Origin of the sequence: Cupriavidus sp. H19C3, from assembly GCF_049393815.1 — a bacterium.
Taxonomy (GTDB): Bacteria; Pseudomonadota; Gammaproteobacteria; order Burkholderiales; family Burkholderiaceae; genus Cupriavidus.
Window position 1 is genome coordinate 454,072 of sequence record NZ_CP184986.1, and the last position, 15,472, is coordinate 469,543.

11 protein-coding genes are annotated in these 15,472 nt (G+C 68.2%); 3 read left to right on the forward strand and 8 right to left on the reverse strand.

Features of this window, described 5'->3' with window-relative positions; genetic code table 11:
* Window positions 1-48 precede the first annotated feature (48 nt).
* Complete coding sequence (locus tag DFLDMN_RS21575; protein WP_423199907.1) at window positions 49-630, forward strand: recombinase family protein; 582 nt, start codon at window positions 49-51, stop codon at window positions 628-630.
* Between the two features lie 34 nt (window positions 631-664).
* Here DFLDMN_RS21575 and DFLDMN_RS21580 read toward each other — a convergent pair whose 3' ends face one another.
* From DFLDMN_RS21580 to DFLDMN_RS21595, 4 genes are all read right to left on the reverse strand, one after another.
* Window positions 665-2,242: an efflux transporter outer membrane subunit gene (locus tag DFLDMN_RS21580; RefSeq protein WP_423199908.1), complete on the reverse strand. Its 1,578-nt coding sequence runs from the start codon at window positions 2,240-2,242 to the stop codon at window positions 665-667.
* A gap of 31 nt (window positions 2,243-2,273) precedes the next feature.
* Window positions 2,274-4,274 (reverse strand): glycosyltransferase, encoded by a 2,001-nt coding sequence (locus tag DFLDMN_RS21585; protein ID WP_423199909.1) that lies wholly within the window; start codon window positions 4,272-4,274, stop codon window positions 2,274-2,276.
* A 2-nt stretch (window positions 4,275-4,276) separates the two neighbouring features.
* A complete protein-coding gene (locus DFLDMN_RS21590) occupies window positions 4,277-5,620 on the reverse strand; it encodes a hypothetical protein (RefSeq protein ID WP_423200532.1) in 1,344 nt (447 codons plus the stop codon).
* A 217-nt stretch (window positions 5,621-5,837) separates the two neighbouring features.
* Complete coding sequence (locus DFLDMN_RS21595) at window positions 5,838-7,169, reverse strand: HlyD family secretion protein (protein WP_423199910.1); 1,332 nt, start codon at window positions 7,167-7,169, stop codon at window positions 5,838-5,840.
* Between the two features lie 743 nt (window positions 7,170-7,912).
* Here DFLDMN_RS21595 and DFLDMN_RS21600 point away from each other — a divergent pair.
* Complete coding sequence (locus DFLDMN_RS21600; RefSeq protein WP_423199911.1) at window positions 7,913-10,645, forward strand: ABC transporter transmembrane domain-containing protein; 2,733 nt, start codon at window positions 7,913-7,915, stop codon at window positions 10,643-10,645.
* On the opposite strand, the gene DFLDMN_RS21605 is transcribed toward DFLDMN_RS21600, so the two are convergent.
* From DFLDMN_RS21605 to DFLDMN_RS21620, 4 genes are read right to left on the reverse strand one after another with little or no spacing between them, the layout of a single operon-like run.
* Window positions 10,642-11,496, reverse strand: coding sequence for a glycosyltransferase family 2 protein (locus DFLDMN_RS21605; RefSeq protein WP_423199912.1), 855 nt, complete (start codon window positions 11,494-11,496; stop codon window positions 10,642-10,644). The two genes, DFLDMN_RS21600 and DFLDMN_RS21605, sit on opposite strands and share 4 nt — an antisense overlap.
* On the reverse strand, window positions 11,493-12,260 hold the full coding sequence (locus DFLDMN_RS21610) for a PIG-L deacetylase family protein (RefSeq protein WP_423199913.1): 768 nt from the start codon (window positions 12,258-12,260) through the stop codon (window positions 11,493-11,495). Before DFLDMN_RS21610 ends, DFLDMN_RS21605 begins: the two co-directional genes overlap by 4 nt.
* A gap of 25 nt (window positions 12,261-12,285) precedes the next feature.
* On the reverse strand, window positions 12,286-13,272 hold the full coding sequence (locus tag DFLDMN_RS21615) for a UDP-glucuronic acid decarboxylase family protein (protein ID WP_423199914.1): 987 nt from the start codon (window positions 13,270-13,272) through the stop codon (window positions 12,286-12,288).
* A 15-nt stretch (window positions 13,273-13,287) separates the two neighbouring features.
* Window positions 13,288-14,547, reverse strand: a complete 1,260-nt coding sequence (locus DFLDMN_RS21620) for a glycosyltransferase family 4 protein (protein WP_423199915.1) — start codon at window positions 14,545-14,547, stop codon at window positions 13,288-13,290.
* A 402-nt stretch (window positions 14,548-14,949) separates the two neighbouring features.
* On the opposite strand from DFLDMN_RS21620, the gene DFLDMN_RS21625 reads away from it, so the two are divergent.
* Window positions 14,950-15,462 (forward strand): hypothetical protein, encoded by a 513-nt coding sequence (locus tag DFLDMN_RS21625; protein WP_423200533.1) that lies wholly within the window; start codon window positions 14,950-14,952, stop codon window positions 15,460-15,462.
* Window positions 15,463-15,472 lie beyond the last annotated feature (10 nt).

Below are 15,472 nucleotides of genomic sequence, written 5' to 3' on the forward strand. Positions count from 1 at the left end.
TGACAGTACCTCGAAGCGCAGTACGGACTGCCATGCCCGGGAGACTGGATGCCGTCAACCTTCATCTACACGAACAACGCAGCCGAGCTGAGCGAGTTTGAAGCGGAGATCAAGGCGCTCGACGAGGCCGGCGTCATCGTGGACCTCCGTCATGCTTGGTGGGAGCGAAGCCGATCGACGCTGGCGGCGCTGGAACGGCCGCAACTGCAGCGCCTGCTGCAGCGCGTGCGCGCGGGCGACACCGTCATCACATTGCGGCTGGACAGCCTCGGCCGCAATCTCGGCGACGTGCTCGCCACCATCGATCGCCTGCGTGCGCTGGAGGTGAAGCTGCGCTGCGTGGAGCTTGGCGACGACGATCTCGCGGCGCCGTCGCCATCCCTATCGATGAAGACCTTGCTGGCGGTATGCCGGCTGGAGCGCCTGTCGCGCAGCCGCATCATGAAGCAGAGCGCGGCCGCGGCTTCCGAGCGGGGCCGCCGCCTGGGCCGCAAGCCGGCGGTGGCGACCACCATGCACGACGATATTCGCGCGGCGCTGCGCCATGGCGCGTCGGTGACCGAACTGGCACGAACCTTTCACGTCTCCCGCCAGACCATCATGCGTATCCGCGACGCCGCGGGACGCTGAGCCGCCGGGGCCGGGCACCGGTGCGGCTCACCGATCATGGCGAGGTGAATGGACTGGCCACGCGTGGCGCCGTGGTTCCTGCCGATGTTGCGGCTGTGGTCGCCGCCACCGGCGCGGCGTTCACCGTGGCGCGCGTCCAGCCGCCGCCGAGCGCCTTGTACAGTTCCGCGCGACTGGTCAGTCGCGCCAGTTCAATGGTCACCAGGCGTTTCTGCGCGTCGTAGAGCTGCCGCTGCGCGTCGAACACCGGAAAGTAGTCATCGACGCCGTTCTTGAAGCGGATTTCCGCCAGGCGCCTGGTCTCGGCGATCTCTTTCTCGAGCGATTGCTGCGCGGCGGTCTGGCGGTCGTAGGTGCCGCGCGCGGCCAGACCGTCCGCGACCTCGCGGAAGGCCTGCTGGATGGTCTTCTCGTAGGTGGCGACGTTGATGTCCTTGCGTACCTTGGCCACATCGAGCCGGGCCTGGTTCTCCCCGGCGTTGAAGATCGGCACGGTGATCTGGGGCGCAAACACCCATGCCATGCCGCTCGAAAACAATCCCGCCAGCGTGGTGCTGGCCGCGCCGAGGCTCGCCGTGAGCGAGATGTTGGGGAAGAACGCGGCACGCGCGGCACCGATACTGGCATTGGCGGCCTTCAGCCGATGCTCGGCGGCCATGATGTCCGGCCGTTGCTCAAGCAGGGCAGAAGGCAGGCCAGCGGGAAGTTCGGCAACAAAGGCGCGTTCCTGGAATGGCTGCGGCGGTGGCAGGTCGGCGGGCAGGGGGCCGCCGATCAGCACCGCCAGCGCGTTCTCGTCCTGTGCGACCTGGCGCGTGAACTGCTCCACATCGACCCGCGCCGTCTCCAGCTGGGTCTGCGCGCGATGCGCATCGATCTCCGCCATGCCGCCGGCGCGCTTGCTGCGCTGGACCATCTCCAGCGCATCCTGCTGGACCTTCAGCGTGTCTTGCGACAGCTTGAGCAATTGCTGGTCGGCCTGCCATGTCAGGTAGGCGCCGGCGACCTCGCCGATCAGGCTGATCTGGGCACTGCGGCGGACCTCCTCGATGGCCAGGTATGCTTCGAGCGCTTCGTGCTTGAGGCTGCGTACGCGGCCGAATACGTCGAGCTCGAACGCATTGAAGCCGACCCCCGCGGTGTACGCATTGACCACTGGGTCCTGCCCCGGCGGGCGCAGGTCGCTGCCGACACGCGAACTGGTGAAGCCGGCGCCCGCATTGATGGCGGGAAACTGTGCGGCGCGCTGAATGCGGTATTGCGCGCGGGCCTGGTCGATCGACAGCGTGGCGATGCGCAGGTCGCGGTTGTTGGCGAGCGCGAGCTCGATCAGGCGGCGCAGGCGCGCATCGGTGAAGAAGTCCTGCCAGCCGAGGTTGGCAGGCGGGGTTTGCGCCGCCGCGGGGGTGTCGGCAGCCGCGCCCTGCGCGGCGTTGCCTTGCCCGGCGTCACCTTGCCTGGCGTTACCCTGCCGGTAAGCGGGACCGTCCGGATACCCCTGTGGCACCGGCGAGGCCGGCCGTTCGTAAGGCGGTTCCAGCGTACAGGCACATAGGAGTAACGGGGCGAGCAGCGCGACGCGCGGAGCGATGCGGGGCGTTCTTGTCGTCATAAGCGGTCTCGGTAGCGTCGACCCGGGCGGGTCAACCGGAAAAGGCGCGGCGCAGCAGGCGCGCGATGGCGATGCCGGGCAGGCCGCGTTCGGCGATGTTGTGGGCCGGCTCGCTGAACAGCAGCCGGATCAGGCGGTGGCGGGTTGGGGTGTCGGCGTACAGCGCCACGCCGACCAGCTTGCCCTCCGTGCGCGCGATGCGGCAGGGCACCCAGCCGAGCGGTGCGAGCCAGATGGCACCGGCGGTGCCAGGCGTTACCGCGGTCGCGCTGTCGGCGACGAAAGCCATGCCGCTGCACGAGACATCGCGCGTCATGCCATCGAGCTCGCGCGCGCTGCCATCCATGCCGTAGACGCATAGCCGCGCGCGCTCGCAATGCGGAAATCGTTCTTCCTTGCGCGGGCGCGGCAGTTCAAAGCAGACCAGCAGCGATGCCAGGTAGAGCACCATCGAGATCACGGTCCAGGTGATATTGAACACCAGTCCCGGTGCGCTCCCGTCGGCCGCGACGGCACGCGCGAGTCCCAGCGCCGAGAGCGCGAACATGGTGCCGTACAGTACGGCGAAGCGCGTATGCACCACCAGCTTCGAGCGGTCGAGGCCCTTGTTGGTAACCTTGAAGGGTCGCCCGAACGGCTTGACGACGGCGCTGGCCAGCGTGGCCGTGACTGCCAGCGCCGCCACGATCTGCGTCACCTCGGTAAACACCGGCATCGCGCGCGAGCCGGTGATCCAGATGCTGTAGGCCCAGTAGAGCAGCAGCGCCGGCACGCCGTAGGCGAGGAACTGCATGGGGTCGCCATACAGTGTCGGAATATCGAAGAACCAGTACAGCAGCGGTCCCGCCAGCAGCATTAGCGTAAACGGCCGGCTCAGCCAGTGCAGCAGGCCATGCACGTAATGCAGGCGCTGTCGCAGCGTGTAGCCCCGTCCGCGCAATGGTCCGTCCGCGGTCAGCGCGACCTGGATGGTGCCCAGGCCCCAGCGACTGCGCTGGCTGATGTATTCGGGCAGGCCCTCCGCCGAGAGGCCGACGCTGAGGCGTTCGTTGAGCCAGCGCGTGACATAGCCATGCGGCATCAGCCGATAGGTGAGGTGGATGTCCTCGGTGACGGTACCGGTTGGGAAGCCGCCGATGCGCGCCAGCGCATCGCGGCGCACCACGAACGAGGTACCGATGCAGAATGCCGTGCCCCATGCGTCCTTGGCGGGCTGCATGATGTCGAAGAACGCGCGTTGTTCGTCGACCCAGCATTCGGACGAGCGCAGGTTGTACTGGATCGGATCGGCGTTGTAGTAGAACTGGGGCGTCTGCACCACCCCCACGGCGGGGTCGTCGAAGAGACCGACGATGCGCAACAGGATATTGCGATTGGGCGCGAAGTCGGCATCGAGCACCATGATGAAGGGCGCGCCGCCATTGCCATCGCCATCATCTTCCGCGCTGCGGCGCAGCCCGTTGTTGAGGTTGCCCGCCTTGGCATGGGTATTGTCCGGTCGGGTCACATAGCGGGCACCGAGCGGTTCGCAGAACTCCCGGAGCCAGTCGCGCCGCGTATCGTCGAGGACCCACACGGTGAAGTTCGGATAATCGATGGCGAGCGCGGCGACGATGGTCTTCTCGAGCACGTCGATGCCTTCATTGTAGGTGGCGATGAAGATATCGACCGCGGGCGCGTGACGGTGCTGCCGTAGTGCCGCCTCGCCGGCGTCGGCCTGCGCGCTGTAGTCGGACGTGCGCGTCAGCGTGACGATCGAGATCAGCGTGTAGGCGATGGTCATGCCTTCGAAGCCAACGAATACATAAGCCCAGAGGCTCGGAAAGTCGAGGCGCCAGGGTGGCAGCGTCTGGGTGATGCGCCAGAGGTAGTACACCATGAGCAGCACCGCCGCCGCGGCACCGAACAGCCAGCGCTCGGCGCCGCGGCGGCGGTCCGCACGCAGGCACAGCACGGCGATCAGCAGCGCGCCGGCGTTGATCTGGACCAGCATCTGGCTGTCCAGGTAGTCGTTGAAGAGGGCGGCGAACATCGTCACTCCTTGGTGAGGGAATCGCCGCGTGCCGCGTTCGGGGCGGCCGCGCTGGTGGCGGCGGACGTGGCGGCAACGGTAGCGGCAACGGAAGCGGCAGCGCGGCCTGCGCGGCTGCGCTGGCCGTCGCAGCGCGCGCCGAGGCAGCCTCCGGGCTGAAACGGATTCCAGCCGGCGGCCGCCAGCACGGCCCATGCGGTCGCGCCGAGATGCGGAAGGTGGAAGTAGTAGAAGTCCTCGCTGGTCGAATCGGGGCCGATCGACAGCCCCGTGCCGATGCGCGCCTCGGGCGTGGCGAACAGCATCCCCGACGGGGCGCGTTGCGATAGCAGCAACGCCCACAACGGCCGGGCCTCGTCGTCGCGCTCGCTGGCGCGCAGCACCAGCGCGGCCTGGCCGGTGCCTTCGGTCCATACGCCATCGGGATTGGCCTTGAAGCCATAGCCACCTTTGACGCCATGGCGCGTGCGCGCCCAGTCGAGCGAGCGACGCCAGCCACCCGCCGCGTCGGGAATGGCGATCAGCGGCCACAGCGACGCGTCCAGCGCGGACGGCGCGGCGTTGAGCGTGCGGCCGTCGTCGCGCGTGCCGATGGCAAAGCGACCTTCGCCCGCTTGCCACATCGCCTCGACGAACTGTCGCGCGCGCGCGGCTCCGGTCTGCCAGCGCGGGTCGCGATCGTAGCGCGACAGCCAGCGGAACGCGGCATACGCGTCGACGTTGTGCTCGGTCGATTTCCATCCCTGCCGGCGCGGCTGCGGCTCTTCGCCAAAGAACCCGCCGGTGTAAGCGCCGGGTGGGTCGCCGTTCCAGGTATTGCGCTCGACCCAGTTCATCAGCGTGGTGGCCGTGTCGAGATAGCGCTGCGCACGAGTGGCCTCGTAGGCGGCCAATACCAGCAGCGCGGCCCATACCACGTTGCCGGTGGCAGTGCCGGCCTGGTAGTTGTCCTCGAACCAGCGTTTGCTGCGGTCGTCCCACCAGCCGGGTAGCGGTAGCGGACCTTCCGGCAGCGCGCCCGCGCGATAGGCATTGCGAATGCGGCCATCGTGGTAATGACGGTCGCGCGCGACGCCGGCCACCACGCCGTCGGCAATGCGGCGGGCGGCATCGCGCTGTCCGCAGGCGATCAGTGCGATGCCGGCCAGCGCGTTGTCGTAGACGAAAGCAGTCTGCTGCAGTGGCCCGGGCAACGGCGTGCCGCCCGGCGCGGCCTCGTAGCTGGCCAGCATCACCGGCCCGCTGCCGGGAATGGCCGCGACGCGGGCTGCCAGCGTACGGCAGCCGCTATCACGCAACTGGTCGCGCAACGGCTCACGCGCGGCTTCCGCCGCCGGCGCCTGCACGGACGCCCCGGCCGGGGCGGCGGGCTCCGCACCCGGCCCCGGTGCCGGCGGCGTGCCCGCCGTGGCAGCCGCCGCCAGTGCGGGCGAGAACGCGAGGGACCCCGCCAGCGACAGGCTGGCGCAGGTCCGCGCGAGATCGGATTCGTAACGCTGCACGGTCGTCTCCTTCCTGCGTGCGTGGGGCGGCTAACGGCAGATTGTGCCGAGCGGCCCCGGGTCAGATAAGGCTGCGCAGCCAGGAACGCTCGAGGCTGACCCGCGCCCAATGGCCGAGTGCGCAGCGGTCGGTACCGGCACCAGCGCCATTCCCGGCCAGGTCGGGCAGGGGCTTGTCGAGCCGGGCAATCAGATAGACCTCGTTCTTCTCGATCGGCGGGAACGGGACGAAGTAGCGGGCCTGATCGCCATCGGGCGCGCGCGGCAGGATCTCCGCGATGGCGCCGCGTTGCGGCACCGGTACGCCATCGACGTGGACGGTTACCTTTGCGCCAGGCAGTAGCCCCTTGCTGAGGCTGCGCGGAAACACCGCGACGACGCTTGGCTTGCTGCAGTTGGTGGTGCGCATCAGCGTCGCGCCGGCGGCTACCCGCGTGCCCGGCGGGGCCAGTACGTCCTCGACGATGCCGCCGGTATAAGCCTTGATATCGAGGTTGGAGACACGGTCGAGGCGCTCCTGTTCGGAAGCCACCAGCTTGTCGACCGATGCATCGTATTCCTCCAGTTGCTGGATCTCCGCCTGCAACTGCACGATCTCCGCGCGCAGTTCGTCCTGCCGCTGCACCAGCGCGCCGAGCGCGCCATCGGTACTCGATGCATACACCTTGCCGCGCGCGGCATCGCTGCTGTTGCGCGCCGCGTCGAGCTCTGCCTGGATCGCATCGCGCGCGCCGGAGAGCACCGTGAGCTGGTTGCGCGAGGCATCGGTGTAGGCCTGGCTCACGGCGCCGGCCCACTGCATCGCCTGGTTCCGGTTGACCACGTCCTGCTGCTGGTCGATCTGTTGCCGCGCCACCGCCAGTCGTGCTTCGATGCCACGCATCCTGGCCGCGTGCTCGCGTTGCGCGGCGCCCTGGTAGCGCCTGATGTCATCGGCGGTGGAGGCGAGGCGGGTCTGGTCTCCGGCGAGCTTGGCGCGCGCGGCCTCGAGCCGCTTCTGGTTGTCGAGCTTCTTGCCGGTCAGCTCCATCAGCAAGGCACGGTCGATATTCGGATTCTGCAGGGTCATGAGCGGATCGCCGGCGGCAAACGTACTGCCTACGGCAGTGATCTGCTTCGTCACCACGCCCTCCACCGGTGTGGTCACGAGGTCGACCGGACTGTTGACGATGGCACGCTCCGACGAGCGCGTGAAGAGCATGGGGAACATCACCGACAGGATGACCCAGACGATAAAGGCGACCATGCCGTAGCTGGCCACGCGTGGCGCGAGTTGCCACAAGGGGCGCAAACTCAGACCGCCGCTGCGACGTTCCACCGCCAGGTCTTGCGGTTGCTGCGACGGCGGCAACCGCGTCGGCAAGGTGGGCTTGTGGTCCTGCTTCCTGTTCATCGCAGCCTCCGGATAAAAGTGTGCCATCCGCGGTCGCCGGGACGATGGCGGTTCCTGCGGGCAATACGGGTCCGCCGCGCGAGGCGTGGTCGCCTGCACGGTGGCGTATTGCTTTGCCCCCCAAAGCGCTATGTTGTTATCCGCCGTGTCCCGGGCCGTCGCTACGTCGCCGGAACAGGCCGTTGGACCGGTGGTCCGGTCCGTTGAATTGCCCGCGCACGGCGCATGCCGTGACACGAGTGCGTATATCGAGGCGCGCACGCCGAGACGCGAACGCCGTGGATACTTCCGTGCCACGCATGCTCGATTGATGCGCTGCGATACGGAAGCGTTTCAACGTTAGACAAGTTGTCCCCTGCCTGCTGTAAGAATGTGTAAAGGCAGTGTGTTACAGCGCTTACAACAGTTTTCGCGTTGACGTGCGGCACCTTGTGCTGTAACGACCGACGGTTTGCGCACCGGCGACTGGCATGGCTTTCGCGTGATGCGCAGGCCGGCGTGATGTGACATGGCAGGTGCGCGGGGCTGACGAAACCGGCGGCACCGACGTCGCGAAATCGCGCGAAGCGCGCGTATCCCGGTTCTTACGTGATGCTGAAAAATTTTCCGCCCTGCGTTGCCCGCTTAAGACGCGCTTAAGACGCGCCGCATGGGCCAGGAACACGCGCTACAGCACGCGCGCGCACCATGCCCGTCCACCCGCTATCACGGCCTTATACCTGCTTCCGGATTCGCCAGACACGATGCCCACTACCCAGCCACCGCCCAGCCGTCGCCGCATCGCGGCGGCGTTGTGGCGCACGATCTGGCGCCATCGCGCGCGCGTCGCGGCGGCCATCGCGCTGCTGCTGCTGGCCAAGGCCGCCACCGTGGCCGTACCGCTGGTCCTTAAGCACATCGTCGACGAAGTCACCGTCATGCACAGCATGGCGGAGCCGGGCAGCGCCGCGCGCATGGGCCCGCTGGTTCATCTGGTGGTCACCATGCCGGTGTTCCTGGTGCTGGCGTACGCGCTCCTGCGACTGCTCGGCAATGCCTTCAACGAGTTGCGCGACGTGGTGTTCGCGCGCGTGGCGCAGGGCACGGTGGCGGATTTCATGGCACGCGCGTTCGCCCACCTGCATGGGCTGGGTGCGCGCTTTCATGCGCGGCGCGAGACCGGCGGCATCATTCGCGATCTCGAGAAAGGCACCGCGGCCATCGGCTTTCTGCTCGGGGTGGCGGTGTTCACGATCGTGCCGACGCTGCTGGAGATCGTCTCGGTGCTCGTGATCATGGTAGCCGCCTATGGCGGGCAGTTCGCGGCGATCATCCTGGTGGTGTTTGCGCTGTACTCGGGCTATACCCTTGTCTTCACCCGGCGCCGCATGCGCGTGCAGCGCGAGGTGAATGCAGTGGAGGCGCAGACCAACAGCCGTATCGTCGACAGCCTGCTCAACTACGACACCGTCAAGTATTTCGCGCGCGAAACGTTCGAGACGCGGCGTCTGGGTGCGCTGCTGGAGCGCTGGGTAGGCGTGAGCGTGGAGAACCAGTACGCGCTGTCGACGCTGCACGTCGGCCAGAGCGTCTGCATCGCGCTCGGCGTGGCGGCGGTGATGCTGCTCGGTGTGCAGCGCGTGGTGCAGGGCACGCTGACCGTCGGCGACCTGGTACTGATCAACGCGTACGTGATCCAGGTGGTGTTGCCGCTCAACACGCTCGGCTTTATCTTTCGCGAATCCAACGATGCCATGACCAACGTCGAGCGGTTGTTCGCGCTGCTCGACGCCCGCGGCCGTGCCGGCGAGGACGACGACGCGCCGGGCGCCGCGCCGCTGCGCGTGACCGGCGGCGAGATCGTATTCGATCATGTCAACTTCAGCTACGACCCCAGCCGTCAGACCCTGTGGGATGTGAGCTTCCGCGTGGGCGCCGGCCAGACCGTGGCCGTGGTGGGCGGCAGCGGCTCGGGCAAGTCGACGCTGGCGCGGCTGCTGTTCCGGCTATACCTGCCGGACTCCGGCCGGGTGACCATCGACGGGCAGGACTTGCGCCTGATCACCCAGCGCAGCCTGCGCGAAGCGATCGGTATCGTGCCGCAGGACACCATCCTGTTCAACGACACCATTGCCTACAACATCGCCTACGGCCGCGACGGCGCTACCCGGGCCGACGTGGTGGAGGCCGCGCGCGCCGCGCAGCTGGACGGCTTCATCGACCGCCTGCCCGATGGCTACGACACCCAGGTGGGCGAGCGTGGCGTGCGGCTTTCCGGCGGCGAGCGGCAACGCGTGGCGATCGCGCGCGCGCTGCTCAAGAAGCCGTCGCTCGTGGTGTTCGACGAAGCCACCTCGGCGCTCGATACGCGCGCCGAACGCGCGATCCAGGAAGAGCTGGCGCGGGTGGCGCAGGGCCGCACCGCGCTGATCATCGCGCACCGGCTGTCCACCATCGCCGACGCCGACCATATCCTCGTGATGGAGCATGGCCGCGTGGTGGAGAGCGGCACCCACCAGACGCTGCTCGCGCGCGGCGGCGTCTATGCGCAGATGTGGCGCCTGCAACAGCAGCAACGCGAACTGGAGCGCATCGAGGAACGGCTCGCGCTGCAGCCCATCCGTCTGGAGACGCTGGTTGCCGGCGTGGTGGACGGCCTGCGCGAGACCATCGCGGAACACCATATCCACCTGTTTACCGTGCTCGGCGATGCGGAGCTGCGGGTCACCGGCGATCCCGGCGTGTTGCAGAAGGCGATCTGGCAGCTATGCGAGCTGGCGATCGCATCGGTGGCGCCCGGAGGCCGCATGGAGTTGCGACTCGAACGCATGGACGGCGAAGCGGCGCTGACGCTGTCCGCCGCTGCCGCCGAGGCGGGGCAGCCGGTCGCGCTGGCCGACGTCCAGCGCCTGCAGGCCTGGCTGGCGGAGAGCGGCGTCACGCTGCGCGCCGATCCCGGCGCGCAGTCGTGGCGCCTGTCGATGCCGCTGCGTCCGGTACGCGAGGCCGCGCCGCTGGTCCACGCCACGACCGGGACCGCCACCGAAGTCGAAGGTCCGCCGCTGGGTCCGCATGCGTTGCGTGGCCTGCGCGTGATGGTGCTCGACGACGACGAACCGACGCGCGAGGTGGTCACCGAAGCGCTCGAGGAGCTCGGTGCGGAAGCCACGCCATTCGGGCATGGGCGCGATCTGCTCGCGGTACTGGAGCGCATCGGGGCGAGCGAATGGCCGCACGGACTCATCTGCGACATCGCACTCGACGAGGAAGACGGCTATACGGTGCTGCGCGATGTGCGGCGACTGGAGTCGTTGCGCGAAATTCCGCTGCCGCAACGGATGACCGCCATCGCCCTGTCCGGGCATGCGCAGCCGCAGGACCGTATCCGCGCCATGATGGCGGGCTTCCAGCTCCATCTGTCCAAGCCGGTGCAGATGGGCGAACTGGTGGCCGCCATCCGCGCGCATACCCATCGCGCGGATCCGGCCGGACGTTAGGAGATCAACGCCACCGCCCGCGCCACATGGCGCGGCACCACGCGGCGCTCGCGCAGCACCCAGCCCATGCCGCGCAGGGTATCCGCCACTCCCGTGCGGCCCTGCTCGCGCCAGATCTGCGGCAGGCGCGCGGCCGTAATGCGCCACGCCATGGTCATCGGCAGGCGCAGCCACGCCGCCCAGATCGCATTGCGCGCCAGCAGCTGGCGCCGGCCGCTGGCATCGCGTAACGGACTCGGGCAGTGGTGCACGGTCAGATCCGGCGTGTAGACCAGGTGCCAGCCGTGCGTGACGAGGTCGAGCGCGAGCAAGGTTTCCTCGCCGCCGACAAAGAAGCGGGCATCGTAACCGCCTGCCTGCAGAAACGCCTCGGTGCGGAACGCGGTGGCGCCGGCCATCAGGCCGAGAATGGCATGGCCGGGGAGGTCGGCGGAAGGCAACGGGCTGTTGCCCATCAGGGTACTGGCGGGGTCCTCGCGTTCCTGCGCGCCGACCACCACGCGCGCGGTAAGCGCGCCGATGCGCGGATGCATGTCGAACAGGGCGCAGGCACGTGCCAGCGAACCCGCGGCCCACCAGCAGTCGTCGTCGCAGAACGCCACATGGCGCGTGCTGGCCCACGCGGCCCCGAGATTGCGGCCGGCGGCACCGGCGTTGACCTCGCTGCGCAGGTGCGTCACGGAGGGAAAATCCGCGCGCAGCATCTCGGCTGTGCCATCGCTGCTGGCGTTGTCGGCCACCGCGATCGGCACGCGCTCCGGTAGCGCGCACAGGTGGCGCAAGGTGTTGCGCAAGGCTTCGCGCCGGTTGTGCGTGAGCACCACCACGCTGATATCGGGGTTGGCATTCACGTGCGGCTTACGGTCCCGACCTGATGCGCATGCGGCCCGAACGGGCCCAGCGCCCAGTAGCGCTCGGCGCCGCCCAGGTCGGCCAGCTGTTCGGCATTGAATAACGGCAGCTGGCTTTCGTAGGCTTCCACCGCGCGCGCCTTTTGGGTGCCGTAGGCCGCCAGCGGCAGATGCACGGGCGCGGCCAGCAGGCCCGCCTGCCACCAGGCCATCATGCGGCTCTGGATCATGCCGGGCATGCGGCGATAGATCGCATCTTCATAGAACAACCATTGCACGTTGGCGGGGGGCGTGGCGGACGCGGCGTCTGGCCCGGTGTCAGGGGCGGTGACGGGGGCGGTGACGGGGCCGGTCTGCCCGGCATGCACGGCCTCGCGTACCAGCATGCAGGCCGCGTTGACCAGCACATGGTCGGAATGGAACAGGCCCAGCGGCGCGACGATGGCGCCGTGCCGCTGCATGGCCAGCAGGCGGCCAAGCCGCACCGCGATATCGACCGCGCCGTATCGCTTGCCGTACTGGCTGTCGAGAAAATCGAGCCATACCGGCTCGGCGCCCAGTATCGCCAGCGCGCGCGCGTCTTCCTGGCGGCGCGCATGCACCGCTTCGCTGGCGCGCACGAAGCCCGCCGCGCGGTCCCAGTCCGGCGCCGGCATGTCGTCGGGCGGCGCGCCCGCAAACACGGTTATTACGAGCGAGGTCGGGCAGGCCGCGATCAGGTTGCCGCAGCTGAACACCGCATCGTCGAGATGCGGCGAAATCACAGTAAGCGTCTTCGGTATCTGCATGTCAGGGGATTGCCGTTGCCGCCGGGCGCTCGTGTACCGTCGCACCGAGCCGCGCGCGGAAGTATTCGACTGTCAGTTGCAAGCCCTGTGCCAGTGCGGTGCGCGGCGCCCAACCCAGCAGCGTACGCGCCAGCGTGATATCGGGACAGCGCTGGTGCGGATCGTCCTCCGGCAATGGACGCGTCTCTACTGGCGACGACGAGCCGGTCGCCGCGAGTACCGCCGTGGCCAGCTGGCGCATGGTGTTCTCGCACGGATTGCCCAGATTGACCGGCGTGCCGGTGGCATCGGCGGCCATCAGCCGGATCAGGCCGTCCACGAGGTCGTCCACGTAGCAGAACGAACGTGTCTGCGCGCCATCGCCATAGAGCGTAAGCGGGGCGCCGGTCAGTGCCTGCATGACGAAGTTGGAAATCACACGGCCATCGGCGGGATGCATGCGTGGTCCATACGTGTTGAAAATCCGCGCGATCCGGATATCGACGCCATGCTGGCGGTGATAGTCCATGAAGAGCGTCTCGGCGCAGCGCTTGCCCTCGTCGTAGCACGCCCGGCGTCCGATCGGGTTGACGTGTCCCCAATAACTTTCGCGCTGCGGATGGCTGTCCGGATCGCCATATACCTCGCTGGTGGAGGCCTGGAGGATGCGGGCCTTGACCCGCTTGGCCAGGCCCAGCAGGTTGATGGCGCCGTGCACACTGGTCTTGGTGGTCTGCACCGGGTCGCTCTGGTAATGCACCGGCGAGGCAGGGCAGGCGAGGTTGTAGATCTCGTCCACCTCGACATAAAGCGGAAACGTCACGTCATGACGCAATAGCTCGAAATGCGGATGGCTTAGCAGCCCGGCAATGTTGTCCTTGCTGCCCGTGTAGAAATTATCGACGCAAAGTACATCGTGGCCGGCCTCGACCAGCCGCTCGCACAGGTGCGAGCCGAGGAATCCCGCGCCACCGGTGACGAGTACGCGCTTGCGGTCGTATTGCCTCATGGCCGTCTCCCGCGCTCACGCCGCCACGCGGCCGGTGGCCGGACGCGCGGTGGCCACGCGCGCATAGACCTGTTCCATCTGCTCGGCCACTCCGCTCCAGGTAAAGGCAGTCTGCGCGCGCTCGCGGCCGGCACGACCCATGCGTGCGGCGAGAGCCGGATCGGCGGCAAGGGTGGCCAAGCACGCGGCCAGCGCATGCGGGGCGTGGGGCGGCACCAGAAAGCCGGTCTCACCGTCGACGACGGTCGAGCGGATGCCGCCGACGTTGGCGCCGATCACCGGCACGCCACACGCCATGGCTTCCACCGGCGTAATGCCGAACGGTTCGTACCACGGCGTGGTCACGAAGACATCCGCGGCACCATAGAACTGTCTGAGCTGATCGCGCCCGCGACGGCCGACGAATGTCACCAGGTCCGTCGCCCCGGCTTCGTCGGCGACCGCCTGCAGACGGCCGATCTCCGGCGTGGCCTCGACGCTGGGCTGCTCCGCGTTGCCGCCCACCACGTAGAGCCGGGCCGCGATGCCGGACGTCGCGCGCAGGCAGCCGACCGCGCGGATCACATTGTCGATGCCCTTGCGCGGTACCAGCCGGCCCAGTTGCAGGACCGAGAACGCATGTGCATCCCACCCCAGCGCGGCGCGCGCGTGCGCACGCGCCACCGGCGCGAATTCGCCATCGTCAAAGCCGCACGGGACAACCTCGATGCGACGCGGGTCGGCGTCGTACAGGTTAACGAGGTCGTCATGATCCTGCGGGCATTCCGCCACCACGCAGTCTGCCTCGCGCACCAGTTCGTCCTCGATGTCGAAGCGGCTGTCGGGAAAGCCGTCCGCGCTGCCCTGGTGCAGGCGCCGCACCTTGCCGAGCGCATGGAACGTCATGACCAGCGGGATGCCGAGCGACGCGCGCGCCCGCAGGGCTGCCACGCCCGACATGAAGAAGTTGGCGTGGAGCACGTCATAGCCGATGGCGTCGCGCCGCATATGGGCCACCATCTGGTCGCCGAATGCCGGCATGTAAGGCAGCAACTGCTCCTTGGGAATCTGTACCGCGGGTCCGGCGCTCACATGCACCACGCGGACGTTGGGGGCGAATGCCACTACGTCCGGTAGCAGCGCCTTGTCGCGCCGCGTGAACACGTCGACCTGGTAGCCGCGCTTGCCTAGCTGGCGCGCGAGGTGCGCCACATAGACATTCTGGCCACCGCAATCGACGCTGCCGACGCTGGCCAATGGCGAAGCATGCTCGCTGATCAGGGCAATCCGGTGCATGTCTGGCTCCTTCTGGGAAAGCGAATTCGCGGTGCCTACGCAATCCGCGAAGATTTGGGCGAAGCGTTATAACGATGGCTTGCGGAGGCAGTTCGCAGCTTGTGTGCCAATCGCGTGCGTGAGGTGGACACGTTGCATGGCGTGGGGCTTGCCTTCCTGCGGCACTTCACTGCCGGGCGCGCCATGGCTTCGGCGTCCGGCCGGGATGCGGCGGTCGCGCCGGGCACTGGGCCCATGCCGGCGCGCCGCGAAGAATTGAAGACTGCGTTCGCGGTTCTTACGTGGGCCATGTAATAGCGAAGGTCTACGCCAACCGCGAAGGCTGACGCGACGCGTCGCGCGGTGCGGGCGCGGACCTTGCGTGATGGGGACTCCCGGCATCGAGGAGTCGCCATGAACGAAATGTCCGCCGCCGCTGTGCCCGCTGCCGCGTCCACGCACGAATGCGCCGCGCTCCTGCTTGATGTGGACGCTGCGCGGCGCGCCGTCACGCTGGCGTTACCGATGCTCGTGGCCAGCCTCGGCGACCGTGGCGTGGGCGAGAGTGGCTGCATGCACATCGTGGTGATGGACCCGGGACGCCCGTATGGGTCGTGCCCGTTCGACGATGCCATCCTGTACGAACACTCGCTGCCGGCGCGCGAACGCTGGGACGCCGACTATGCGTACTACGCGCGCGGCAAGGCGCGCCTGGCGTGGCGCACCGGCATCGATACCAGTCATGTGATCGCGCGGACGCCGCATCTGCTTCGTCACGGCGATCTCGCGCTCGGCGGCGGCGTGGCCGAGCAGGGCATGGTGGTCGCGGTCAGCGGCGCCAACCCGTGGTTCGACGACGCCTTTGCGCGCGGTGTGGCCTGCCTGCTGCGGGCGGTCGCGCATGAGCGTCTCGCGCGCGCAGGCGGGCAGCCATGAACCGCTTCCA

Bases quoted from the DNA above. Each gene is read 5' to 3' on its own strand.
- DFLDMN_RS21575 (WP_423199907.1), top strand. From the start codon at position 49: ATGCCGTCAACCTTCATCTACACGAACAACGCAGCCGAGCTGAGCGAG.
- DFLDMN_RS21580 (WP_423199908.1), bottom strand. From the start codon at position 2,242: ATGACGACAAGAACGCCCCGCATCGCTCCGCGCGTCGCGCTGCTCGCC.
- DFLDMN_RS21585 (WP_423199909.1), bottom strand. From the start codon at position 4,274: ATGTTCGCCGCCCTCTTCAACGACTACCTGGACAGCCAGATGCTGGTC.
- DFLDMN_RS21595 (WP_423199910.1), bottom strand. From the start codon at position 7,169: ATGAACAGGAAGCAGGACCACAAGCCCACCTTGCCGACGCGGTTGCCG.
- DFLDMN_RS21600 (WP_423199911.1), top strand. From the start codon at position 7,913: ATGCCCACTACCCAGCCACCGCCCAGCCGTCGCCGCATCGCGGCGGCG.
- DFLDMN_RS21615 (WP_423199914.1), bottom strand. From the start codon at position 13,272: ATGAGGCAATACGACCGCAAGCGCGTACTCGTCACCGGTGGCGCGGGA.
- DFLDMN_RS21620 (WP_423199915.1), bottom strand. From the start codon at position 14,547: ATGCACCGGATTGCCCTGATCAGCGAGCATGCTTCGCCATTGGCCAGC.
- DFLDMN_RS21625 (WP_423200533.1), top strand. From the start codon at position 14,950: ATGTCCGCCGCCGCTGTGCCCGCTGCCGCGTCCACGCACGAATGCGCC.